The sequence below is a fragment of the Streptomyces sp. NPDC045022 genome (assembly GCF_056432605.1).
This window is the reverse complement of record NZ_JBWKIR010000014.1, coordinates 17,059-40,868: the sequence shown is the minus strand read 5'-3', so window position 1 is coordinate 40,868 and position 23,810 is coordinate 17,059. Positions and strand designations below refer to the sequence as shown.

The following is a 23,810-nucleotide window of genomic DNA, read 5'->3' as shown; positions in this document are numbered from 1 at the left end:
GCTGCGGGCGTGGCAGAGCACGCAGAACACCCGGAAGCCGGGCGCGAGTACCGCATGGAGGAGCTGGCCCGCCTGGCCGGCATCACCGTGCGCACGCTGCGTTTCTACCGCGAGCGCAAGCTGCTCCCGCCGCCGCGCCGCGAAGGCCGCATCGCCTGGTACGACGACCACCACCTGGCCCGCCTGCGCACCATCGCCGCCCTGCTGGAGCGCGGCCACACGCTGAACGGCATCGCGGAACTGGCCGAGGCCTTCGACCACGGCCGCGACGTCGCCGACCTCCTCGGCGTCGGCGCCCCGACCGAGGAGGAACCGGTCCGCCTCACCCCCGAGGAGCTCGCCGCCCGCTTCGAGGGCGAGGTCACCCCCGAGAACCTCGCCGCCGCCCTGGACCTCGGCTACCTCGGCACCGACGGCGACGAGATCGTCCACATCAGCAGCCGCCTGCTGGACGTTTCCTCCGCGCTGGTCCGCGAGGGCATCCCGCTCGCCGACGTCCTCACAGCCGGCGCCCGGGTCCGCGAACACGCCGACGCCCTCGCCGAACTCTTCGCCGACCTGATCCTGCGCCACGCCCCCGAGGAGGACCTCCACCGCCTGCGTCCACTCGCGCGCAGCGTGGTGGAGGCGGAACTCTCCCTGGCCCTGGACCGCCGGATCAGCAAGGACCGGGGCGCCTGAGGACGCCGTACGCCTACCGGTCGTAGACGACGGTCACCGGCGCGTGGTCGGACCAGCGCTCGGCGTGCGTGGCCGCCCGCTCGACGAAGCCCTTGACGGCCTTGGCGGCCAGGCCGGGGGTGGCGGCGTGGTAGTCGATGCGCCATCCGCTGTCGTTATCGAAAGCCCGCCCGCGGTAAGACCACCATGTGTACGGCCCCTCGGTCTCCGGGTGCAGGGCACGGACGACGTCGACGTAGCCGCCCTCCTCGGCGGCGAACACCCGGCCCAGCCAGTCCCGCTCCTCGGGCAGGAAGCCGGAGTTCTTGGTGTTGCCGCGCCAGTTCTTGAGGTCGGCCTGCTGGTGGGCGATGTTCCAGTCGCCGCAGACGACCACCTCGCGCCCGTCGGCGGCGGCCCGCTCGCGCAGCTCCTTCAGGTGGGCGAGGAACTCGCCCATGAAGCGGACCTTCTCGTCCTGCCGCTCGGTGCCGACCTCACCGGAGGGCAGATAGAGGGAGGCGACGGTGACGCCGGGCAGGTCGGCCTCCACGTAGCGCCCACTGCTGTCGAACTCGGCAGAGCCGAACCCGACCCGGACCCGGTCCGGCTCGCGGCGCATGTAGAGGGAGACGCCCGCGCGCCCCTTGGCGGCGGCCGGGGCGTGTACGACGTGCCAGCCGTCGGGCTGCCGGACCTCCGCGGGCAGCTGGTGCGGCTCGGCGCGCACCTCCTGCAGGCAGACGACGTCCGCGGAGGTCAGGGCGAGCCACTCCACGAAGCCCTTCCTGGCGGCGGCCCGAAGCCCGTTCACGTTCACCGAGGTCACAGTCAGCACCAGGGCACGATACCGGCACACTGGTCGAGGCCCTCAAAGCCCGAGACCCATCACCTGCATAGAAGTACGATACCCAGCATGAATATACGCCCGGTTCCCTTCGATCATCCGGACGCCGTCAAACTCAACGACGAGGTCCAGGCCGAGTACCACCTGCGTTACGGCGACGGTGGCGACGCCACGGCGCTCGACCCCGCGGACTTCGCCCCGCCCCAGGGTGTGTACCTGATCGCGTACGACGAGTACGACCGCCCGGTCGCCACCGGCGGCTGGCGCAGCCAGGAGCACAACGACGAGGGCAACGAGGACGGCGACGCCGAACTCAAGCGCATGTACGTGATCGAGGAGATGCGGGGCCAGGGCCTCGCGCGCCGCATGCTCGCGGCCCTGGAGGAGGACGCCCGCATGGCCGGCCGCGTCCGCATGGTCCTGGAGACGGGCAGCAAGCAGCCGGAGGCCATCGCCCTGTACACCTCCAGCGGATACGAGCCGTGCACCAAGTTCGGCTACTACCGCCACCACGAGGAGAGCCGCTGCTTCGCCAAGCGACTGTAGACGCGATGAAGCCCCGGTCGGCTGCTGCCGATCGGGGCTTCATGATGCGTGGACCTGAGGGGATTTGAACCCCTGGCCCCCTCGATGCGAACGAGGTGCGCTACCGGACTGCGCCACAGGCCCTTGCAACGAGTGAAACTCTAGCATCCCCGTCCGGGTGCTTGGAAATCCGTTCCCGGACTGGTCAGAGGCGGACTTCCAGCTGGGTGACAGCCGTCACTCGTTGGCCGCGCGCGGGCGGTCGCCGTCCTCGTACTGGTCGAAGAGGGGGGTGCGACCGCGCTCGCGTGCCCGGCGGGCGGAGGCCGCGCGGCGGGCGTCGCTGCGGCCGTCCGCCGGCTTGTCACCCGACGCGGGCGCTTCCTCGTCCGGCTCCGCCTCCGCCCCGTGACCCGCCTCGTGCTCCGGCGAGACGGAGCTGGAACGCGCCGAACTCCACGTGTCGGGGGCCCCCAGATCCACGTCGGAGGTGGCACGCGGCGCGACCGGCGCGGTCACGTACGTGGGCAGCGGCACCGGCACCGGGTCCCAGCTGTCTCCATGACCGGGCCGCCGCTGCCGCTCGCGCTGCTGGTCGACCCATTCGGCGTGGTCGGTCTGCTCGACGAGGGCGCGCCGGTCCGCGGCGAGCGCGGACAGACCGGTGTCCGTGTCGGTTTGCGGTCCCTCCTCCGGTTCGTCCGCGCCGGGACCCGGGTCGAGGGGCGCGCGCCGACGCGGCTGACGTTCCCGTTCGCGCAGTCGCTGGGCCGCGGCCTCGGCGCGCCGGCGGTCCATCTGGTAGGCGAAGCGGCGGTGTTCCTGGGAGCGCAGGTAGGCGATGTAGACGCTGAGCAGCACGGCGGGCACGCCGGGTGCCCACAGGAAGGCGAGGCCGCCGATGGCGGCGACGATCGCGCCGAGGGTGAAGGCGACGAAGAGCATCACCGTGGTGCGTCGGCGGCGCGCGAGCACCTTCGAGCGCTGGGCGCGCGCTGCGGCCGCCTGTGCCGAGGGCGTACGCCGCGCGGCGGGAACGCGCTGCTGCGCGGGCGCGGGCCCGGACGCGTGCGCGGGTGCGCCGGAGAAGTCGGGCACGGGGGCGGACGGGGGCGCCGGTGCGGCGTCCTCGTCGAGCGCCGGTTCCGCGCTCGAGGGCGCCTCGGGGCCGGTGTCCGCACGGACCTGACGGCGGGTCGGAGGCATGGCGAAGGCCCGGACGTCCACCGAGTCGGTGACGGCGTCCGGATCACCGGCGTCCGGCTCCCCCTCCTGGGCGGAGCGCGCCCGCAGGTCCTTGGCGTATCGGCGCTCCATGCCCGCCCGTCCGGACAGCAGCCGGATGGCGGTGCTGAAGCGTTCCGTCGGACGGGCCTCGTTCAGCTCGTCCTGCCTACGGAGCCACATCGGCACCAAGTAGGCGGCCCAGGCCCCGACGATGACTGCGTAGATGAGGCCGCTGCTGCTCACGCCTCACACCGTAGAGGGGTTTGCATGAGGCCATCTGCCAATTGGGCCGGTGTGTCGCACGATCTGGCTGATATTTCCAGCTTTTTTTGCGACCGATGCGATCAGAGGACCGCCCTAGCCGAGAATTCAACGACCCGAGACGGTCAGTAGCCGATCAATTTCGAACACATATTCAATTCCGGGGACTAGGACGGATTCCGGGGCGTGTTCTGCGGACGCTGCCCCTCCCGGGAGCGTGCCCGCCGCCAGCGCGCGAGCAATCCGTCGGGCGCCTCCTCCGCGGTGAGTGCATAGACCAGATGGTCGCGCCAGGCTCCGTCGATGTGCAGATAACGCGGCCGGAGCCCCTCCTCGCGGAATCCGAGTTTCTCCACGACCCGGCGGCTCGGCCGGTTCTCGGGGCGAATGCAGACCTCGATGCGGTGCAGCCCGACGGTGCGGAAACAGTGGTCCACCACGAGCGCGACGGCCGTCGGCATCACCCCGCGACCGGCCACCCCCTCGTCCACCCAGTAGCCGATATGCCCCGAGCACATCGACCCCCAGGTGATCCCGGCGACCGTCAACTGCCCGACGAGACGCCCCTGATACTCGATGACGAACGGCAGCATCCGGCCCGCGCCGGCCTCGGCGCGCAGATGCCGCACCATCTGCCGGTAGGTCGGCCGGTGCGCGATCGGACCGCTCGGCGTGGGCGGCGGGATGGTCGCCTCCCAGGGGCGCAGCCAGTCCCGGTTGCGCCGGTTCACCTCGCGCCAGATCCGCTGGTCGCGCAGCTTTATCGGCCGGAGGACGACATCACCGTCCGCCAGCACGACGGGCCAGGAAGGGGTGTTCAGCTCGCACCCCCACTACCGGGTCTGGGGTGGTCGCCGCCGCGGATCTGGTCGACCGCGTGGACCAGCAGCGGCTCCAGCACGGCCAGGCCGTCCTTCACCCCGCCCGTGGAGCCCGGCAGGTTGACGATCAGGGTCCGCCCCGCCACACCGGCCAGGCCGCGGGACAGCGCGGCGGTGGGCACCTTCTCCCGCCCGAACGCCCGGATGGCCTCGGCGATGCCCGGCACCTCGTGATCGATCACCGCGCGGGTCGCCTCGGGCGTGCGGTCGGTGGGCGAGAGGCCGGTGCCACCGGTGGTGACGATGGCGTCGTATCCGGCCTCGACTCCCGCGCGCAGCGCCGCTTCCACGGGGTCCCCGTCGGGGACGACCCGAGGTCCGTCGACGGCGAACCCGAAGCCTTTCAGGCCGTCGGCGATCAGCGGACCGCCCTTGTCCTCGTAGACACCCGTGGCCGCCCTGTTCGATGCGGTGACCACCAGAGCGCGGTAGGTCATGCCCTGCTCCAGTCGCCCGACTTGCCGCCCGTCTTCTCCTCCACCCGTACGTCCGTGATGACCGCTCCCTTGTCGACCGCCTTGACCATGTCGATCACGGTGAGCGCGGCGACCGTCACGGCGGTGAGGGCCTCCATCTCGACGCCCGTGCGGTCCGTCGTCCGCACGGTGGCCTGGATCTCCACGGCGTCGTCCGCGACCGACAGATCCAGTTTCACACCGGACACCGACAACGGGTGGCACAGCGGGATGAGGTCCGGGGTTCGCTTGGCGCCCATGATGCCCGCGATACGCGCGGTGGCGAGGGCGTCACCCTTCGGGACCCCCTCTCCGCGCAGCAGCTCGACCACGCGGGGTGAGACGAGGACGCGGCCGCTGGCGCGGGCGGTGCGCGCGGTCACGTCCTTCCCGGACACGTCGACCATGCGGGCCGCGCCCGCCTCGTCGATGTGCGTCAGTCGGTCCTGCACAGGGCGTCCGGGGGTCTCCCCCCGGGAAGGCACAGTCATGGTGTGTGGCGCTCCCGGTCCGGGCCCGTCGCAGTGCGGTGCACGGGCCTGCTGTGCGCGACACGGTACCGCCAAGCCCGCGCGCGCACCGGACCAGGACCGCCCTGCGGACGGGCACGCGCGCGTCAGCCGAGCAGCAGGACCTCCACCTCGGCGCCGGGCTCCACGGATTCCACGTCCTCGGGGACGACGATCAGCGCGTCGGCGTGCGCCAGCGCCGCGATCAGGTGGGAGCCCGCGCCGCCGACGGGGGTCACCTCGCCGTCGGTGTACGCGCCGCGCAGGAACTGGCGCCGCCCCTCGGGCGAGCGGAGCGCCTTGTCCGCCTTCAGAGCGGCCCGCACGAGCGGGCGGTGGATGTCCGTGAGGCCCATCAGGGCGCGGATGGCGGGGCGGACGAACAGCTCGAAGGAGACGTACGACGACACCGGGTTGCCGGGCAGGGCCAGCAGCGGCGTGTGCTCGGGGCCGATGGAACCGAAGCCCTGGGGCTTGCCGGGCTGCATGGCGAGCTTGCGGAACTCGATGCCGCCGCCCGCCTCGTCCTCGTCGCCGACGTATGACAGCGCCTCCTTGACGACGTCGTACGCGCCGACGCTCACCCCGCCCGTGGTCACCAGCAGGTCGGCACGGATGAGCTGGTCCTCGATGGTGGTACGGAGGGTCTCGACGTCGTCGGCGACGGCGCCCACCCGGTAGGCGATGGCTCCGGCGTCGCGCGCGGCGGCGGTGAGGGCGAAGCTGTTGGAGTCGTAGATCTGGCCGGTGGCCAGCTCCTCGCCGGGCTGGACGAGTTCGCTGCCGGTGGACAGGACGACCACACGCGGGCGCGGGCGCACGCGTACCGTGCCACGGCCGATCGCGGCGAGCAGGGCGATCTGCGGCGGTCCGAGGATCGTCCCGGCCTCCAGGGCGCGGTCGCCGGCCCGCACGTCGCTGCCCTTGGCGCGCACGTGCGCGCGCGCCTCGGCCGAGCGGTGCACCCGCACGTGCCCCTCCGCGCCCTCGGGGGCCAGGCTGCGTGCCCGCATGCCGCTCACCGGACCCTCGCCGAGCCCGCCGTCGGTCCACTCGACGGGCACGACGGCCTCCGCGCCCGGCGGCAGCGGGGCGCCGGTCATGATGCGGGCGGCCTGGCCCGGGCCGACCCGCACCAGGTCCGCCGCGCCCGCCGCGACGTCCCCGACGACCTCCAGGACGGCCGGGAACTCCTCGCCGGCGCCCGCGACGTCCGCGACCCGCACCGCGTACCCGTCCATCGAGCTGTTGTCGAACGGCGGCAGCGACACCGGCACCATGACGTCCTCGACCAGGACACAGCCCTGGGCGTCGAGCAGTTGCAGCTCGATGGGTTCGAGGGGGCGGACGGTCGAGAGGATGTCCTCCAGGTGCTCGTCCACCGACCACAGGTGGTCCGGGTCGGCGGGGCGGGGCGCGGCGCTGCTCAAGACTGCTGCATCTCCTCGGCTACGTAACTGCGAAGCCAGGTCCGGAAGTCCGGGCCCAGGTCTTCACGTTCGCACGCGAGCCTGACAATGGCACGCAGATAGTCGCCACGGTCCCCGGTGTCATAGCGGCGGCCCTTGAAGACGACGCCGTGCACCGGGCCGCCGACCTTCTCGTCCTGGGCCAGCTGCTGGAGGGCGTCGGTGAGCTGGATCTCGCCGCCGCGGCCGGGCTCGGTCTTGCGCAGTATGTCGAAGACGTGCGGGTCGAGGACATAGCGGCCGATGATCGCGTAGCTCGACGGAGCGTCCGCCGGGTCCGGCTTCTCGACCAGGCCGGTCACCTTCACGACGTCACCGTCGGCGGTGGCCTCCACTGCCGCGCAGCCGTAGAGGTGGATCTGCTCGGGCGCGACCTCCATGAGCGCGACCACGCTGCCGCCGTGCTGCTCCTGGACCTCGATCATGCGCCTGAGCAGTGGGTCCCGCGGGTCGATCAGGTCGTCACCGAGGAGGACGGCGAAGGGCTCGTGGCCGACGTGCGGGGCGGCGCACAGCACGGCATGGCCGAGACCCCTTGGGTCGCCCTGGCGTACGTAGTGCATGGTCGCCAGGTCGCTGGACTCCTGCACCTTCGCGAGCCGATCGGCGTCGCCCTTCTTCTGAAGCGCCGATTCCAGCTCGTAGTTGCGGTCGAAGTGGTCCTCGAGGGGGCGCTTGTTACGCCCGGTGATCATGAGCACGTCGTCGAGCCCCGCCGACACGGCCTCCTCGACCACGTACTGGATCGCCGGCTTGTCAACGACCGGCAGCATCTCCTTGGGAGTGGCCTTGGTGGCCGGCAGGAACCGGGTGCCGAGGCCTGCTGCTGGGATGACAGCCTTGCTGATCCTGGGGTGCGACTGAGTCATGCCCGCAACCTTATCCGGTGCCTTGGAGGGGAATCCGTGGCTCCCGGTTGGTTGACCCTTATATGGCTGCATTGAGAAAAGGGGCGAGAACGACCGGTGGAACACGTCGGACGTACAGGCCAGCCTGACAAGCGAATGTTGCGGCAGGAGTTCCTCGCGGCGAGGAACAGGTTGACGGACGATGACGTCCGTGAGGCGGGCCACGCGCTGGCGCGGCGCGCCCTGGAGCTGCCCGAGCTGGCGCGTGCGCACACGGTGGCGGCCTACGTCTCCGTGGGAGGCGAGCCCGGCACGCTCGCGCTGCTGGACGCGCTGCGCGCGCGGGGCGTACGCGTCCTGCTCCCCGCGCTCCTGCCCGACAACGACCTGGACTGGGGCGAGTACGCCGGCCCGGACTCCCTCGCGCGGGTCCGACACGGGGGGAGGATGGCGCTGTTCGAGCCCTCCGGCGAGCGTCTCGGACCGGATTCCGTGACGGACGCGGACGTGGTCCTGCTGCCCGGGCTCGCGGTGGACACACGCGGGATGCGCCTGGGGCGCGGCGGAGGCTCGTACGACCGCGTGCTGGCACGTCTGGAGCGCGCGGGCGCACGCCCCCGCCTCGTGGTGCTGCTGTACGACACGGAGGTCGTCGCGCACGTCCCGGTGGAGGCGCACGACAAGCCGGTGCACGCGGTGGTGACGCCCTCCGGCACGCGCCGGTTCGTGAGCGACTGACCGGCTCCGGCACACCCCCTCCCGCACCGGCGCAGCACCTGCCGCCTCCACGCGAAACGGCCCTCCACGCACGCGTGGAGGGCCGTTTCGGTGGCGTGGCTCAGCGGCTCACGGCTCGAGGACGAGCGTGTCGCTCGTGCTCTTGTCGACCGCCTTGTCCGAGAAAGACCAGGGCAGCAGCTCGCCCTTGACCCACTTGCCCGTCTGGTCCGTGTAGTGCGCGCTGTAGGCGTGTCCGGAGGCGCCGGTGAGGTTGATCCACCTGGACTTGTCGAGGTCGGCGAGGTTGACGACCATCCGCATGGACGGCACCCAGAGGACGTTGTAGCCGCCGGCGGCGTTCCAGCCGCTCGCGTTCACGCTGGCCTCGCCGCCGCTGAGCTTCCAGGGGCCGCGGTTCAGCACGTACTGCAGGAACTTGGGGCCCTCGGTGCCGAGCGTCTGGTTCTTCAGGAACAGGCGGTGCAGCCGCCCCCAGCTCCAGGTGTCGATGTCCTTGCCGAGCTTGGCGGTCAGCTCCCAGCGGGCGTCGATCATGGCGCGGGCGAACAGCTGGTCGCGGTTGTTCGCGGCCGGACGGGTGCCCGACTTGGGCGTCTTCCACCACTCGCTGTCCGGCTTGTCCATCAGGGTGCGCACGACCTCGAACCAGCGGTCGCCGCCGTCCGGCTGCGCCTGGTCGGCATCACGCTGGCCGCACTCGCGGACCTTGGTGTCGTCGTCCAGCGGACCGGTGCTGTCGATCTTGTCGACCCACAGGCACTGCCCCTTGACGCGCAGCTCCTTGGGGAGCTTGTTGCCGAAGGCGAGCTTGAGGACGTTGCGCCAGACGGCGTTGAAGTAGGCGGCGGCAGCGGAGTCGGCTTCCTGGGTGTAGTCCCAGCCCTCCAGCAGCTTCTGCGCCTCCCGGACGTCCCCGTCGGCAAGGTTGATCTTCAGCAGCTTGGGCACCAGCAGCTTGGCGATCTCGCTGCTGTTGTCCAGCTGCATCTGCCGCATGTCGTCGGTGGAGATCCTGCCGCCGTCCTTGATCTTGGACTCGATCAGGTCGGTGATGCGCTGGCTGCGGGTGCCGTAGCCCCAGTCGGTGGTGAGCGCGTACGGGTACTTGTCCTTGTCGACCACGGCCTGGTTCGCGGTGACGATGTAGCCGCGCTCGGGGTCGAACTCGTACGGCAGCTCGTCCTGCTTGATGAAGCCGGTCCACTTGTACTTCGAGTCCCAGCCCGGCGCCGGGATGGAGCCGTCGTCCGCGGAGGAGCGCGTGGGGATCCTGCCGGGCAGGGTGTAGCCGATGTGCTCGGCGTCGGCGTAGACGAGGTTCTGCGAGGGCACGGCGAACTGGGCGGCCGCCGCACGGAAGCCGCTCCAGTCCGCCGCCTTGTCGATGGCGAACACGGCGTCCATGGAGTTGCCCGGGTCGAGGGCGGTCCACCTCAGGGCGATGCCGTAGCCGTCACCACGGTCGGGTGCGGCGGTGTTGACGGTGGCCTTCTTGCCGACCTGGACGAGTTCGTCGTCGCGGTCCGACAGCAGCGGCATCCCGTCCTGGGTCTGGCGGACCACGATGGGCTTGGACGTGCCGCCGGCGACCTTGATGGTCTCCTCGCGCGTCTTGAACGGCCGGACCTTGCCGTCGTACAGGTAGCCGTTCCCGGTCACCTTCTCCAGGTACAGGTCCGTGACGTCGACGCCGGAGTTGGTCATGCCCCAGGCGATCTTCGCGTTGTGGCCGATGATCACACCGGGCATGCCGGCGAAGGTGTAGCCGGTGACGTCGTACTGGCACTTGCTGGAGACGGTCCGGCAGTGCAGGCCCATCTGGTACCAGACGGACGGCAGGGACGCCGACAGGTGCGGATCGTTGGCGAGGAGGGGCTTCTTGGTGATGGTGTACTTCCCGGCGACGACCCAGGAGTTGGAGCCGATGCCCTGGCCGTTCACGCCGACGGCCGTGGGGACGTCGTCGAGGACCTTGTAGAGCCCCGCCAGCTGGCCGGTGAGGGCCGATCCGGTCGTGCCCGAGGTGGAGGAGCCGGTCGTGCCCGTCGTGCCCGTGGAGCCGGTCGTACCGGTCGTACCCGTGGTCCCCGTCGCGCCCTGGGAGCCGCCTGTGCCGCCGTTCTGCTGGAAGGTCCTCGCCAGCTCGCTGTACCGGCCTTCCTGCACGATCGGCTTGTTGCGGCTGTAGGGGTACTGCGGATACAGGTCCTGGATCTGCTGCGGACCGAGACGGCTGGTCATCAGGGCGCGGTCGATCTCGTCCTGCATGTTGCCGCGCAGGTCCCAGGCCATGGCCTTCAGCCAGGCGACGGAGTCGACCGGGGTCCACGCCTGCGGCTTGTAGTCGTTGGTGAAGCCCAGGGCGGCGTACTCCAGGGAGATGTCCCCGCCGTCCTTGCCCTGGAGGTAGGCGTTGACCCCCTTGGCGTATGCCTGGAGGTACGTCTTCGTGGAGGCCGACAGCTTGGTGTCGTACTCCTCCTTGGCGATCCGGTCCCAGCCGAGGGTGCGCAGGAACTCGTCGTTCTTGACCTGGTCCTTGCCGAACATCTCCGACAGGCGTCCGGAGGTCATGTGCCGGCGCACGTCCATCTCGTAGAACCGGTCCTGCGCCTGGACGAAGCCCTGCGCCATGAACAGGTCCTGGTCGGAGGAGGCGTAGATCTGCGGGATGCCATAACCGTCCCGCTTCACGTCGACCGGCCCGGACAGGCCCTTGAGCGTGATCGAACCCTGGGTCTGCGGGAAGGAGGCGCGGACGGTGCTGATCGACCAGTACGCCCCGTAGGCGATGCCTCCGATGATGGCCAGAACCAGGACCAGCACGACCAATCGGGCTTTGCGCCCCTTCTTCCTGCCGGACTTGACGGACGTGGCACCCGTGGTGGCGGTGTCACCCGTTGTGGCGGTGGTGTTGGGGGGCATCGCTGTCCTTGCTGTCCTAACGCGAGCGGCAGGTCGGGCTGTGACTTTGAATGAGCGCTGGAGCAACCATAGGCGCAGGGCCCTGCCCCGCTTGACGCGGAGTCGGGAACCAGCGCGCACGAGCGTTCGATCTTGCCTCGGCAAGCGTCAAGAAAGCGTCAAGAGTTAGGTAAGCTAACGAAGTAACCGGAGATCTCGGAGGAGGAACGCCCCCTGACTGTTCACCACCTCAACCAGCTCCTGCTCGTCTGCTCCGCCGTCCTGCTGGTCGCCGTCGCGGCCGTCCGGATCTCCTCCCGCAGCGGGCTCCCCAGCCTGCTCGTCTACCTGGGAATCGGCGTCCTCATGGGCCAGGACGGCCTCGGCGACATCCACTTCAACAGCGCCGAAGTGACCCAGGTCATGGGATACGCCGCCCTGGTCGTGATCCTCGCCGAGGGCGGCCTGGGCACGAAGTGGAAGGAGATCCGGCCGGTCCTGGCGTCCGCCTCCGTCCTGGCGACAGCCGGAGTCGCCGTCAGCGTGGGTGTCACCGCGGCGGGCGCGCACTACCTGGTCGGGCTGGAGTGGCGGCAGGCGCTCATCATCGGCGCGGTGGTGTCGTCCACGGACGCGGCGGCGGTCTTCTCGGTGCTCCGGAGAATTCCCCTCCCCGCGCGCGTGACGGGCATGCTGGAGGCGGAGTCCGGCTTCAACGACGCCCCGGTGGTCATCCTGGTCGTCTCCTTCTCCACGGCCGGTCCGGTCGAGCACTGGTACGTCCTGCTGGGCGAGATCGCCCTGGAGCTGGCCATCGGCGCGGTCATCGGGTTCGCGGTGGGCTGGCTCGGGTCCTGGGGGCTCAAGCACGTGGCCCTGCCCGCCTCCGGCCTCTACCCCATCGCCGTAATGGCCATCGCCGTCACCGCGTACGCCGCCGGTGCGCTGGCGCACGGCAGCGGCTTCCTGGCCGTCTACCTGGCGTCGATGACGCTCGGCAACGCCAAGCTGCCCCACTGGCCCGCCACCCGCGGCTTCGCCGAGGGGCTCGGCTGGATCGCCCAGATCGGCATGTTCGTCGTGCTCGGCCTGCTGGTCACCCCGCACGAGCTGGGCGACGACGTCTGGCCCGCCCTGCTCATCGGACTGGTCCTGACCATGGTGGCCCGGCCGCTGAGCGTGGTCCTCAGCCTGGCGCCGTTCCGGGTGCCATGGCAGGAACAGACCCTGATGTCGTGGGCGGGCCTGCGCGGCGCCGTGCCCATCATCCTGGCGACCATCCCGATGGTGAACGGCGTCGCCGGCAGCCGCCGCATCTTCAACATCGTCTTCGTGCTGGTCGTCGTCTACACCCTGGTCCAGGGGCCGACGCTGCCCTGGCTGGCGCGCAAGCTGCGCCTGGGCGAGCAGGGCGAGGCCTCCGACCTCGGCATCGAGTCGGCGCCCCTGGAGCGGCTGCGCGGGCATCTGCTGTCCATCTCTGTCCCCGAGGGCTCCCGGATGCACGGCGTGGAGGTCAACGAGCTGCGGCTGCCGCCAGGAGCCGCCGTCACCCTCGTCGTGCGCCAAGAAAAATCGTTCGTTCCGCTGCCTACGACAGTGCTGCGGCGGGGGGACGAACTGCTGGTCGTCGCCACCGACCCGGTCCGCGACGCGGCGGAACGGCGCCTGCGCGCGGTGGCCCACGGCGGCAAGCTGGCGGGATGGCTGGGCACCAACGGGTCGGGCAGCTCTCGCTGAGGAACCGTTCGTACGGTTCGCCCACCCCCCGAAAACCCAGGTGCCCAGACCCGTGGTGCTCGTTTTCACAGCCGTACGAGTCGGTGATCCCTGTACGATGAAGGCGCACCCTGATCGAACCAACTCTGCCTGACGCAGAGCTGGCGCGACCGTATGGCGGCCGGGACGCCCTTGGCAGTGGCACCGGTATCTACCGCAGTTCCGCGCAAGAGGACAGCTCTCGGCGCCCCCGCACGGGCGCGCTACCAGGCGGTAGAAAGGCACGGGCCGTGGGATCCACGGTCACCACCGGTCCGGCGGAGAACCCGCCGGTGAAGTCCCGCCCGGGATACGGACAGCTGCTGCGCACCCGCGGCGCCTGGACGTTCCTGCTCCCCGGTTTCGCGGCGCGCCAGCCGTTCGCGATGCTCACGATCTCCATCGTGCTGCTCGTGCAGCACACCACCGGTTCGTACGGCGCCGCGGGCGCCGCCGCGGCCGCCACCGGTGTCTCCATGGCGCTGTTCGCCCCGTACAGCGGCCGCCTCGCCGACCGCTACGGCCAGCGCACCGTGCTGGTTCCCGGCGTCCTGGTGCACGCGCTGGCGGGCCTGTCCCTGACGGCGCTCGCGCTGGCGCACGCACCGCTGTGGGCACTGTTCCTGGCTGCCGTCCCGACCGGCGCGTCGGTGCCGCAGGTCGGCCCGATGGTGCGGGCTCGCTGGGGCGTGAAGCTGCAGGGCTCGCCCCTGATGACCACCGCGGCGGCGTTCGAGTCGGTCACGGACGAGCTGACCTTCGTCTTCGGCCCGCTGCTGGCGACCGCGCTGTGCACCGCCGTGACGCCGGCCGCGGGCCTGTTCACGGAGGCCGCGCTGACCCTCGTCGGCGGCCTGCTGTTCGCCGCGCAGAAGGGCACGCAGCCGCCGGTGGGCGCCGAGAGCGGGCACGCGCGCGTGAAGCACGCCTCCGCCCTGCGGATCCCGGGCGTGCGGGTCCTGGTCGTGACGTTCCTGGGCATCGGGTCCGTCTTCGGCGGCATGCAGGTGTCACTGGCGGCGTTCACCGAGTCGATCGGCGAGCCCGGCCTGAACGGCGTCCTGTACGGCGTCTTCGCCGCCGGCAACATGATCTCGGGCCTGGCCTGCGGCGCCATCGCCTGGAAGGTGGCCCCCCAGCGGCGCCTGGTCATCGGCTACACGGCGCTCGCCCTGACCGCGTCCGCCCTGTGGACGGCGCATTCGGTGCTGCTGCTCGCCGGTCTCGGCCTGCTGGTCGGCATGTGCATCGCACCGGCGCTGATCACCGGCTACACACTGGTCGAGAGCCTGGTTCCGGCCGGCGCCCGCACCGAGGCCTTCACCTGGCTGACCGGCGCCGTCGCGCTCGGCCAGGCAGCCGCCGTCACCGTCGCCGGACAGCTGGAGGACCGGCTGTGGGACGGCGCGGGATTCCTGGTACCCATGGCGGGCACAGTGCTCGCGCTGGTGACCCTCATGGCGCTGCGCTCCGTGCTCGTCACCCAGCACCGGAACCACACCGTCGCACGTGGCGTCGGTCACCGCGTGCCGGTGACGGTGGACTGATCCCCGGGAATACGTCACTATGGACCGTCGTTAGCACTCATTGAGTGAGAGTGCCAGGAGGAAGACAGTGCCGACCTACCAGTACCAGTGCACCGAGTGCGGCGAGGGCCTCGAGGCGGTGCAGAAGTTCACCGATGACGCCCTGACCGAGTGCCCCGACTGCAGTGGCCGCCTGAAGAAGGTGTTCTCCGCGGTGGGCATTGTCTTCAAGGGCTCCGGCTTCTACCGCAACGACTCGCGCGGTTCCACGTCGAGCAGCAGCCCTGCCTCGAAGTCGAACCCGTCGTCGTCCGACTCGAAGCCGAGTTCGTCGTCCGACTCGAAGTCGTCCTCGTCGACGTCCTCGTCCTCGTCGACGTCTTCGTCCTCGTCGAGCTCCGCCAGCAGCTCCGCCGCCTGACATCTCTCACCCCGGGCCCTGCCGTCGTACGACGGCGGGGTCTTCGGTCTCTCCGGCACCGGCTCCCCCGCGCTCTCGCGGCCAGCTAATGTGCTGGTCATGGCGAACGCAGAGATCGGCGTAATCGGCGGCTCGGGCTTCTACTCGTTCCTCGACGACGTGACCGAGGTCGGGGTGGACACCCCCTACGGGCCGCCCAGCGACTCCCTCTTCCTCGGCGAGATCGCCGGCCGGCGGGTCGCCTTCCTGCCCCGGCACGGCCGCGGGCACCATCTGCCGCCGCACCGCATCAACTACCGGGCCAACCTGTGGGCCCTGCGCTCGGTCGGGGTCCGCCAGGTCCTCGGTCCGTGCGCGGTCGGCGGGCTGCGCCCCGAGTACGGCCCCGGCACGCTGCTGGTGCCCGACCAGCTGGTCGACCGTACGAAGTCCAGGGCGCAGACGTACTTCGACGGGCTGCCGCTGCCCGACGGGACCGTCCCGAACGTCGTGCACGTGTCCGTGGCCGACCCCTACTGCCCGGCCGGGCGGTCCGCCGCGCTGAAGGCGGCGCGCGGGCGGGACTGGGAGCCGGTGGACGGCGGCACGCTGGTCGTCGTCGAAGGGCCGCGCTTCTCGACCCGTGCCGAATCGTTGTGGCACCAGGCGCAGGGCTGGTCGGTCGTGGGCATGACCGGTCACCCGGAAGCGGCGCTCGCCCGGGAACTGGAGCTGTGCTACACGTCGCTGACCCTGGTGACCGACCTGGACGCGGGCGCCGAGACCGGCGAGGGCGTCTCCCACGAGGAGGTGCTGCGCGTGTTCGCGGCCAACGTGGACCGGATGCGCGGGGTGCTGTTCGACGCGGTGGCGGCACTGCCGGAGACGGGGGCGCGGGACTGCCTGTGCGTGAACGCGCTGGGCGGCATGGACCCGGGCTTCGAGCTGCCGTAGTCCACCCGGGGTCCGCCTGGGGAAACCGACCGGAATTCCCCGTTCGGGTGGGCGAGTTGTCCACAATCCATCCCTGGTCCACCGGCTCCGACGGGATTCGGCGCGAGGCCTCATCGTGGCATCGCAAGCCGAATTCCTCGTCGCAGGCGGTGATTCCCATGCCTTCGCCCTCCTCGTCCCCCCTTTCTCACCCGCCCACCCCTTCGCCTTTCCCGCCTCCCCTCCGTCTCCCTCGCCCGCTGGGCACGGACGCCCCCGCGACATGTGAGGTACCGCAGTTCGCTCCGGTGCGGGTGCGCGGGGGGCGGTATCAGCTGCAGCGGCTCGTACGGCATCGCAGGCGGGCCCTCGCGGCCGGCCTCGCGGTGACGGCCGCAGCGCTGGTGGCCGCCGGACCGCGAACGGCGTCGGAACCGCACCGGGCGGAGCGGGCCCGCGGGCACCCGGCCACGGGCCCCGCACGCCCGCACCCCGCGGTGGACGTGGTGACGGCGCCGGTGCGGATCGCGGACGCCGCCACGGTCCGGCTCCTACGGGCCGGCGACCGCGTCGACGTCATCGCCGCCGAGGACCCCTCGACCGGGGGTGGTGCGCGAGTACTCGCGCGCGGGGTGCGGGTGACGAAGGTGCCGGAGCCCCTGGAGGGCGCCGGCGAGAGCGGGGCGTTGGTCGTGCTGACGGTGCCCCGGGCCACGGCGGCACGGCTGGTCGGTGCGAGCGCCACGGCGCGACTGGCGGTGACGCTGTGCTGAACCGGCGCCCAGGTTTTCCCGGCAGCCTGCCGTCAAGCATTTCGATCGAGCGACGGGACTGGACACAAGGGCCACACCGTGCCGTAGGTTGCGGAGCGTTTCGTTCCACACCCTGTGCATGCGAGGAGAGTCCCCGAGGTGAGCGCGAAGAAGGAAGCGAGCGTCTGGCAGGGCTTCAAGGCCTTTCTCATGCGCGGCAACGTCGTCGATCTGGCAGTCGCGGTGGTCATCGGCGCGGCCTTCACGAACATCGTCAACGCGCTCGTGAAGGGGATCATCAACCCGCTGGTCGGCGCGATCGGCACGCAGAACCTGGACAACTACAGCTCCTGCCTGAAGGACCCGTGCCAGGTGGGCGCGGACGGCTCGGTCAAGAGCGGAGTGCAGATCCTGTGGGGCTCCGTCCTCGGTGCGACGCTCACGTTCGTGATCACCGCGGCGGTGGTGTACTTCCTGATGGTCCTGCCGATGTCCAAGTACCTGGCCCGGCAGTCGGCCCGCAAGGCGGCGCGAGAGGGCACGAAGGAGGTCATCGACGTGACCGAGCTGGAGGTGCTCAAGGAGATCCGCGACGCACTGGTCGCACAGCGCGGATCAGGGCACGACCAGCGCTAGCGACGCTTTCGCGAGCGGCTCAGAGGTGGTGGGGCGGCTTCTCGTCGAGGAAGCGCTTCAGGTCGGCGGCGCTGTCGCCGCCCGGGCGCTCGCCCCATCCGCGGTCGGTGTCGTCCGAGGACTGCTGGTCCAGCGGGTCGTCGAAGACCAGCGCGGGTTTCGGGTCGCGCGGCTCGGATTCCGGGGCGGTACTCATACCCCAAGGGTACGGCGCCGCGCCGGGACGGCCGGAACGCGAGGCGAACGCCCCGTGCCGGCCGGCTGGACCACGGGAGGCGTCCCGCACTGGGACAGACTGGCGCGCATGACAGTTGACGCACTGACGGACGTCGCCGGGCTGCGGGTGGGGCACGCCACCCGCAGCGGGGACGGCTGGCTCACCGGTACCACGGTCGTCCTCGCTCCCGAGGGGGGTGCCGTCGCTGCCGTGGACGTGCGCGGCGGCGGGCCGGGCACCAAGGAGACCGACGCGCTCGACCCGCGCAATGTGGTGCGGACGGTCGACGCCGTCGTGCTGACCGGCGGCAGCGCGTACGGGCTCGACGCCGCGTCCGGCGTGATGGCGTGGCTGGAAGAGCGGGGGCGGGGTGTGCCGGTGGGGGCGGACCCGGCGCACGTCGTGCCGGTCGTGCCCGCCGCGTGCGTCTTCGATCTGGGGCGCGGCGGGAACTTCCACGCACGGCCGGATGCCGCGATGGGGCGCGCGGCGGTGGAGGCCGCGGCGGCGACGGCGCCGGGCAGCCGGGTGCCCGAGGGAGGCGTGGGCGCCGGCACGGGCGCCGTGGCGGGCGGGCTCAAGGGTGGGGTGGGCACCGCGAGCACGGTGCTCGACTCGGGGATCACCGTGGCCGCGCTGGTGGTCGTGAACGCCGCGGGGTCGGTGGTGGATCCGGAAACCGGGGCGCTGTACGGGGAGCTGTTCCACGGCCGGGTGCGGTATCCGGAGGAGCGCGTGCACGAGGCCGCGCGTCGCCGGCTCGCCGAGGTCGCCGCGGACAACGCGCCGCAACCGCTCAACACGACGCTGGCAGTGGTCGCGACCGACGCGGGCCTCTCCAAGGCGCAGGCGCAGAAGCTGGCGGGCACGGCGCACGACGGGATCGCACGCGCCGTACGGCCCGTGCACCTCCTGCACGACGGGGACACGGTGTTCGCGCTGGCGACCGGCACCCACCCGCTCGACCCGCATCCCTTGGCGCTCAACGACATCCTCGCCGCCGGCGCGGATCTCGTGACGCGCGCGATCGTACGCGCCGTACGCGCCGCCGAGTCGATCGAAGGACCGGCGGGCGTGTGGCTGTCGTACGGGGAGTTGTACGGCAAGGGGTAGGCGGTGGTGCGGGCGGGGTCGGATCGCGTCCGTCCCCCTTCGCGCGCCGTCTCCAACAACTCGCGAACGACGCCCGGTTGGCTGAGGGGTGTTGCGCTCACGGCTGTGGATTGTCGCGGTTGTGTCACCGGATGGCGTCAACGGGCGGCGGAGGGAACCCTGCCGGGCGCCAGTGCCCTCTTTCCTCACGCACTGGAACGGATCACGTACATCACACGAACTGGGAGCAGCCCGTGACATCGCCGGACATTGCAGCGCGGCGCGCACTGGGGGCCTGTGCCGCCCTGATGGTCGGCGCCCTCACCCTGACCGCTTGCGGCGGCAGCGCCAACGCCGACAGCAGGGGCGGCAAGGACTCCCCCAGGACGTCGACGGCGAAGATCGCGATCTCGGCCAGGGACGGTTCAACGGACGCGTCCGTCAACGCGACCGGGGTGAAGGTCAGCGGCGGCAAGCTGACCGACGTGAAGATGACCGTGGCGGGGTCGGGGCAGGCCGTGCCGGGTGCGATATCGGCGGACGGCAGCAACTGGAAGCCGAAGCAGCGGCTCGAGCGCGGGACGAAGTACGAGATAGACGCGACCGCCAAGGACACCGGCGGGCGCACCGCGGCGGCCAACTCCATCTTCACCACCGTCACCACGGCCAACAGCTTCATCGGCACCTACACGCCGGACAACGGCACCACGGTTGGGGCGGGCATGCCGGTGTCGTTCACCTTCGACAAGTCGATCACCGACAAGAAGGCCGTGCAGTCACACATCGCGGTCGACTCCAGCAGTGGTCAGCAGGTGGTCGGGCACTGGTTCGGGGACCGGCGGCTGGACTTCCGGCCGCAGGAGTACTGGAAGGCCGGCGCCAAGGTCACGATGAAGATCGACCTGGACGGGGTGCAGGGCGCGAAGGGCGTCTACGGGGTGCAGAAGAAGACCGTCTCCTTCACCGTCGGGCGGTCGCAGGTCTCGACGGTCGACGTCGCCACACAGACGATGACGGTGGTGCGGGACGGCAGGACGATCAAGTCGGTGCCGATCTCCGCGGGCAGCCCGGAGCACACCACGTACAACGGGCAGATGGTGATCGCCGAGAAGTTCACGCAGACCCGGATGAACGGCTCGACGGTCGGATTCGGCGGGGAGTACGACATCCCGGACGTGCCGCACGCGATGCGGCTGACGTCGTCGGGGACGTTCATCCACGGCAACTACTGGTACGACAAGGGCAACCCGCCCTTCGGGCGTGAGGGCACCAGCCACGGGTGTGTCGGCCTCGCGGACGTGCAGGGCGCGCAGGGCGCAACGTCGGCCAAGTGGTTCTTCGACAACTCGCTCGCCGGGGACGTCGTGGTCGTGAAGAACTCCCCCGACACGACGGTGGCACCGGACAACGGCCTCAACGGCTGGAACATGTCGTGGAGTGCCTGGACCGCGGGAAGCGCCGTCTGAGCGGCGGCTTTTGACCGGACGACGGGCCACGCGGGAATTTTTCGCGCGGCCCGCGCGTTTTTCGGCGTACGTTTTCTCGGTTCCCGGACATGATGTCCGACCGAGGGGCTACGGTATGCACCCACAAGGTGACATGCAGCAACGCCGGGAGATGTCTTGAGCGTTCCGTACGAGACCGCAGCGTACGAACCAGCCGAGTCGCCCGAGTCTCCGGAGGAGCATCTCGAGCGACTCCTCGGCCGTGCCCTGAACTCCTTCGAGCTGCCGGACGAAGTGATACGGCGACTCGACGGCGCGCTGGCGCACGACAGTTCGCTGCACTCCGCGCACCACAGCGCGGGGCTGCACCGTGAGACCTACCGGCACACCTGGCTGCTCGCCGACGGTTCGGCGGTCACGCTGTGGGAGCTGGTGCACAACCCGACACCGGGCGGCGTCCCGGAGCACGAGGTGTACGTCGACGAGGAGGAGTTGCAGGCTGCCACGGCGCGGCTCGGGCTGCCTCCGGAGACGCCGGACTTCGAGATGCCCGCGCTGATGCGGCTGTGGGCGATTCCCGAGCCCCGGCATGTGTTCGCCTCGGACGACTCCGCGGACCACGCGCGCCGGCTCCTGCGTCGTGCGGAGAACCCCGACCGGCCCGGCGCGAAGACGGCGGCACTGCTGGCGACGGCGACCGCGCACCAGATAACGCAGGCGTTCGGGCGGCCGGGACGGGCCGGACGCGCGGGGCTGAGCTACGCACTGTACGAGCACGCGTTCCTGCTGCCGGACGGCAGCGAGACCTCCTTGTGGGAGGTCGAGCACACGGCGACGCCCGACGGGCGGCACATGTGCGAGGTGTACATGTCCGAGGAGGCGGCCCGGGAGGCCATGGAGCGGCGCGCGGCACGGCGGGGGTAGCACAGGGCGTACTGCGCGCCCCGGCTCGAGAGGCGCTGCGGGCGTCGTCGGCGGCTGCGGGCACCGCGGGGGCCGTCAGCCCTGTCGCCACCGTCTGCCTTCAGTCGTTGGCCGCCAGCCGTCAGCCGTTGGCCAGGTGCCGTACGAGGCCCGCGAACGCGTCCTGTTCAGCGGGGGTCAGTTCGACGGACTCCAGCGGGGGGCCGACCTGGTGCTGGCGCGGCAGGGCCGGCAGGGGCGCGGCGGGGCGGCCGGCGGGGGCCCGGGAGCCGGTGCGACGCAGCAGGCGCCACAGGACGACAGCCCAGGCGACGGCCGCCACAGCGAGGACGGCCACGCCGATCAGCTGGAGAGTCGCGACGTGCTCAGGCATGCGTCCCAGTACACACCACGGTCCGGGACTTTGATCCCGGACCGTGACGTATCTCGCAGGTGCCGTGAACAACTCACAGCGAACCAAAAGGACAGGAAGGCAAGGGGGTTGGGCGGCGGTCAGGCCGCCACCGGCTGCTTCGTCTCCTTCTGGGGGGTGGCCGCATCGGCTGCGGGGCCGGTGGTGGTCTCCGGGAGCTGCTTGCGCATCCCCTTGAGGAGGACCACCAGGGCCGTGGTGGCGCACACGCCGGCCGCGATGGCGACCAGGTACAGGAACGGGTTGCCGATCAGCGGGACCACGAAGATGCCGCCGTGCGGGGCGCGCAGGGTGGCGGCGAAGGTCATGGACAGGGCGCCGGTGAGCGCGCCGCCCACCATGGAGGACGGGATGACCCGCAGCGGGTCCGCCGCCGCGAAGGGGATCGCGCCCTCGGTGATGAAGGAGGCGCCGAGGACCCAGGCGGCCTTGCCGTTCTCGCGCTCGGTCGGGGTGAACAGCCTGCCGCGCACGGTGGTCGCCAGGGCCATCGCCAGCGGCGGGACCATGCCGGCCGCCATCACCGCGGCCATGATCTTCATGGCCGAGTCGCCGGGATTGGAGACCGCGATGCCGGCCGTGGCGAAGGTGTAGGCGACCTTGTTGACCGGGCCGCCGAGGTCGAAGCACATCATCAGGCCGAGCAGGGCACCGAGCAGGATGGCGTTGGTGCCGGTGAGGCCGTTCAGCCAGTCGGTCATGCCCTTCTGGGCGGAGGCGATGGGTTTCCCGATCACGACGAACATCAGGAATCCGACGATGGCCGAGGAGATCAGCGGGATCGCCACCACCGGCATGATGCCGCGCAGGGCCGCCGGGATCCTCACCTTCTGGATGCCCATGACGACGCCACCGGCGATGAGACCGGCTGCCAGACCGCCGAGGAAGCCCGCGTTGATGTCCAACGCGATCGCGCCGCCGACGAAGCCAGGCACGAGACCCGGCCGGTCGGCCATGCCGTAGGCGATGTAGCCGGCCAGTACCGGGACGAGGAACTTGAAGGCCACGCCGCCGATCTGGAAGAGCAGCGCGCCCCAGCTGTCGGTCTGCGCCCACACGAAGTGGTCCATGACCGACGGTGCCTTGTTGACCTGCCAGCCGCCGATCGCGAAGCCGAGGGCGATGAGCAGGCCGCCCGCGGCGACGAACGGAACCATGTAGCTGACACCGGACATCAGCCACTTGCGGAGCTTGGTGCCGTAGCCCTCGGTGGAGTCCCCCGAGCGCTCGACCGGTGTGCCGCCCGACGTGGCCGCCGGAGCGCTCGCCTCGCCGCGCGCCGCCTTCTCGCGGACGTCCGTGAGGAGTTCGGCCGGGCGGTTGATGCCCGCCTTCACTCCGACGTCGACGGTCGGCTTGCCCGCGAAGCGGTCCTTGTCACGTACGGGGACGTCGTGGGCGAAGATCACGCCGTCCGCCGCCGCGATCACGGCCGGGTCCAGCCGGGTGAAGCCGGCCGAGCCCTGCGTCTCGACGACCACCTCGACGCCGGCCTCCCGGCCCGCGTTCTCCAGGGACTCGGCCGCCATGTAGGTGTGGGCGATGCCGGTCGGGCAGGAGGTGACGGCGACGACACGGAACGGGCGTTCGCCGGAGTCCGTGCCCGAGCCGGCACCCGCGGGGGTCGTCTGCGCCGGGGCGGAGGGGCCCTCGGTGGACGCGGTACTGCCCGCCGCGGCGCCGGCGGAGGCCGCCACCGGCGCCGCGGCGGTGTCCTCGGAGGCGCTCACGGCGCCCTGAGCGACGCTCGAAACGCCCTGAGCGGCCTGAGCGCCATCGGCGTCGGCGCCCGCTCCCGCAGTCACGCTTTCCGCACTCGCCGTGCCGTTCGCGTCCCCCGCGGCCGGTTCACCACCGGCGCTCGCGGCAGCCTCCCGCGCGCTCTCCCCCGACGGCACCTCGTCCCCCCGGATCAGCGCCGCAGCCGTGTCCGCGTCGCCCACCGACCGCAGCGCGGAGGTGAATTCGGCGTTCATCAGCTGGCGGGCCAGCGAGGACAGGATCGTCAGGTGGGCGTCGTCGGCGCCGGCGGGTGCCGCGATCAGGAAGATCAGGTCGGCCGGGCCGTCCGCGGCGCCGAAGTCGATACCGGCGGCGCTGCGGCCGAAGGCGAGGGTCGGCTCGGTCACGTGGGCGCTGCGGCAGTGCGGGATGCCGATGCCGCCGTCGAGGCCGGTCGGCATCTGGGCCTCGCGGGCGGCCACGTCGGCGAGGAAGCCCGCCAGGTCGGTCACCCGGCCCTGGGCGACCATGCGCTCGGCGAGGGCGCGCGCCGCCGCTTCCTTGGTGTCGGCGGACAGGTCGAGATCGACCAGGTCAGCGGTGATCATGTCGCTCATCGCGGGCTCCAATGCACGCGTATCGCCCGGGGGGAGGTGTGGGCGCAGG

The 23,810-nt window shown here is 71.2% G+C and carries 23 protein-coding genes and 1 tRNA gene; 12 read left to right on the top strand and 12 right to left on the bottom strand.

Going from position 1 to position 23,810, the window contains the following annotated elements; genetic code table 11:
* The first annotated feature begins 54 nt into the window (after positions 1-54).
* Positions 55-681: a MerR family transcriptional regulator gene (locus AC07C1_RS24400; RefSeq protein ID WP_478942398.1), complete on the top strand. Its 627-nt coding sequence runs from the start codon at positions 55-57 to the stop codon at positions 679-681.
* Between the two features lie 13 nt (positions 682-694).
* Here the strand turns inward: AC07C1_RS24400 and AC07C1_RS24395 are convergent, their stop codons facing one another.
* Entirely contained in the window at positions 695-1,498 is an 804-nt protein-coding gene (locus tag AC07C1_RS24395) for an exodeoxyribonuclease III (RefSeq protein WP_478942166.1), read from the bottom strand.
* A gap of 78 nt (positions 1,499-1,576) precedes the next feature.
* On the opposite strand from AC07C1_RS24395, the gene AC07C1_RS24390 reads away from it, so the two are divergent.
* Complete coding sequence (locus AC07C1_RS24390; RefSeq protein WP_478942164.1) at positions 1,577-2,053, top strand: GNAT family N-acetyltransferase; 477 nt, start codon at positions 1,577-1,579, stop codon at positions 2,051-2,053.
* Between the two features lie 49 nt (positions 2,054-2,102).
* Here AC07C1_RS24390 and AC07C1_RS24385 read toward each other — a convergent pair.
* From AC07C1_RS24385 to galU, 7 genes are all read right to left on the bottom strand, one after another.
* A tRNA-Ala gene (locus AC07C1_RS24385) sits at positions 2,103-2,176 on the bottom strand.
* 93 nt (positions 2,177-2,269) lie between these two features.
* On the bottom strand, positions 2,270-3,502 hold the full coding sequence (gene sepX, locus AC07C1_RS24380) for a divisome protein SepX/GlpR (protein WP_478942162.1): 1,233 nt from the start codon (positions 3,500-3,502) through the stop codon (positions 2,270-2,272).
* Positions 3,503-3,687: 185 nt separating this feature from the next.
* A complete protein-coding gene (locus AC07C1_RS24375) occupies positions 3,688-4,317 on the bottom strand; it encodes a GNAT family N-acetyltransferase (RefSeq protein ID WP_478942161.1) in 630 nt (209 codons plus the stop codon).
* A gap of 20 nt (positions 4,318-4,337) precedes the next feature.
* Complete coding sequence (locus AC07C1_RS24370; protein ID WP_478942159.1) at positions 4,338-4,838, bottom strand: MogA/MoaB family molybdenum cofactor biosynthesis protein; 501 nt, start codon at positions 4,836-4,838, stop codon at positions 4,338-4,340.
* Positions 4,835-5,347, bottom strand: a complete 513-nt coding sequence (moaC, locus tag AC07C1_RS24365) for a cyclic pyranopterin monophosphate synthase MoaC (protein ID WP_478942157.1) — start codon at positions 5,345-5,347, stop codon at positions 4,835-4,837. The genes AC07C1_RS24370 and moaC overlap by 4 nt, the downstream gene beginning before the upstream one ends.
* A gap of 125 nt (positions 5,348-5,472) precedes the next feature.
* Complete coding sequence (glp, locus tag AC07C1_RS24360; RefSeq protein ID WP_478942155.1) at positions 5,473-6,795, bottom strand: molybdotransferase-like divisome protein Glp; 1,323 nt, start codon at positions 6,793-6,795, stop codon at positions 5,473-5,475.
* On the bottom strand, positions 6,792-7,703 hold the full coding sequence (galU, locus tag AC07C1_RS24355; protein ID WP_478942153.1) for a UTP--glucose-1-phosphate uridylyltransferase GalU: 912 nt from the start codon (positions 7,701-7,703) through the stop codon (positions 6,792-6,794). Before galU ends, glp begins: the two co-directional genes overlap by 4 nt.
* Before the next feature lie 135 nt (positions 7,704-7,838).
* On the opposite strand from galU, the gene AC07C1_RS24350 reads away from it, so the two are divergent.
* Complete coding sequence (locus tag AC07C1_RS24350; RefSeq protein WP_478942151.1) at positions 7,839-8,420, top strand: 5-formyltetrahydrofolate cyclo-ligase; 582 nt, start codon at positions 7,839-7,841, stop codon at positions 8,418-8,420.
* Positions 8,421-8,528: 108 nt separating this feature from the next.
* Here the strand turns inward: AC07C1_RS24350 and AC07C1_RS24345 are convergent, their stop codons facing one another.
* Complete coding sequence (locus AC07C1_RS24345) at positions 8,529-11,348, bottom strand: penicillin acylase family protein (protein ID WP_478942149.1); 2,820 nt, start codon at positions 11,346-11,348, stop codon at positions 8,529-8,531.
* Positions 11,349-11,540: 192 nt separating this feature from the next.
* Between AC07C1_RS24345 and AC07C1_RS24340 the strand changes: the two genes are divergently transcribed.
* The 6 genes from AC07C1_RS24340 (at position 11,541) to mscL (ending at position 17,332) form a co-directional block, all read left to right on the top strand.
* Positions 11,541-13,067: a potassium/proton antiporter gene (locus tag AC07C1_RS24340; protein WP_478942396.1), complete on the top strand. Its 1,527-nt coding sequence runs from the start codon at positions 11,541-11,543 to the stop codon at positions 13,065-13,067.
* 269 nt (positions 13,068-13,336) lie between these two features.
* Complete coding sequence (locus tag AC07C1_RS24335; protein ID WP_478942147.1) at positions 13,337-14,632, top strand: MFS transporter; 1,296 nt, start codon at positions 13,337-13,339, stop codon at positions 14,630-14,632.
* Positions 14,633-14,699: 67 nt separating this feature from the next.
* On the top strand, positions 14,700-15,032 hold the full coding sequence (locus tag AC07C1_RS24330) for an FmdB family zinc ribbon protein (protein WP_478942145.1): 333 nt from the start codon (positions 14,700-14,702) through the stop codon (positions 15,030-15,032).
* Between the two features lie 99 nt (positions 15,033-15,131).
* Positions 15,132-15,965, top strand: a complete 834-nt coding sequence (locus AC07C1_RS24325; protein WP_478942143.1) for an S-methyl-5'-thioadenosine phosphorylase — start codon at positions 15,132-15,134, stop codon at positions 15,963-15,965.
* A gap of 158 nt (positions 15,966-16,123) precedes the next feature.
* The gene (locus tag AC07C1_RS24320; protein WP_478942141.1) at positions 16,124-16,717 is read left to right on the top strand and encodes a hypothetical protein; all 594 of its coding nucleotides are present in this window, start codon (positions 16,124-16,126) and stop codon (positions 16,715-16,717) included.
* Positions 16,718-16,855: 138 nt separating this feature from the next.
* On the top strand, positions 16,856-17,332 hold the full coding sequence (gene mscL, locus AC07C1_RS24315; RefSeq protein WP_478942139.1) for a large conductance mechanosensitive channel protein MscL: 477 nt from the start codon (positions 16,856-16,858) through the stop codon (positions 17,330-17,332).
* Between the two features lie 19 nt (positions 17,333-17,351).
* On the opposite strand, the gene AC07C1_RS24310 is transcribed toward mscL, so the two are convergent.
* A complete protein-coding gene (locus AC07C1_RS24310; RefSeq protein ID WP_478942137.1) occupies positions 17,352-17,528 on the bottom strand; it encodes a hypothetical protein in 177 nt (58 codons plus the stop codon).
* Between the two features lie 108 nt (positions 17,529-17,636).
* Between AC07C1_RS24310 and AC07C1_RS24305 the strand changes: the two genes are divergently transcribed.
* The 3 genes from AC07C1_RS24305 to AC07C1_RS24295 all read left to right on the top strand — a co-directional run bounded on the left by AC07C1_RS24305 (position 17,637) and on the right by AC07C1_RS24295 (position 21,010).
* Positions 17,637-18,662: a P1 family peptidase gene (locus AC07C1_RS24305; RefSeq protein ID WP_478942136.1), complete on the top strand. Its 1,026-nt coding sequence runs from the start codon at positions 17,637-17,639 to the stop codon at positions 18,660-18,662.
* Between the two features lie 233 nt (positions 18,663-18,895).
* Positions 18,896-20,107 (top strand): L,D-transpeptidase, encoded by a 1,212-nt coding sequence (locus AC07C1_RS24300; protein WP_478942134.1) that lies wholly within the window; start codon positions 18,896-18,898, stop codon positions 20,105-20,107.
* Between the two features lie 156 nt (positions 20,108-20,263).
* Entirely contained in the window at positions 20,264-21,010 is a 747-nt protein-coding gene (locus AC07C1_RS24295; RefSeq protein WP_478942132.1) for a DUF6227 family protein, read from the top strand.
* A 121-nt stretch (positions 21,011-21,131) separates the two neighbouring features.
* Here AC07C1_RS24295 and AC07C1_RS24290 read toward each other — a convergent pair whose 3' ends face one another.
* Positions 21,132-21,383, bottom strand: a complete 252-nt coding sequence (locus AC07C1_RS24290) for a hypothetical protein (RefSeq protein WP_478942130.1) — start codon at positions 21,381-21,383, stop codon at positions 21,132-21,134.
* A gap of 119 nt (positions 21,384-21,502) precedes the next feature.
* Positions 21,503-23,761, bottom strand: coding sequence for a PTS fructose transporter subunit IIABC (locus AC07C1_RS24285; protein WP_478942128.1), 2,259 nt, complete (start codon positions 23,759-23,761; stop codon positions 21,503-21,505).
* Between the last annotated feature and the right edge of the window lie 49 nt (positions 23,762-23,810).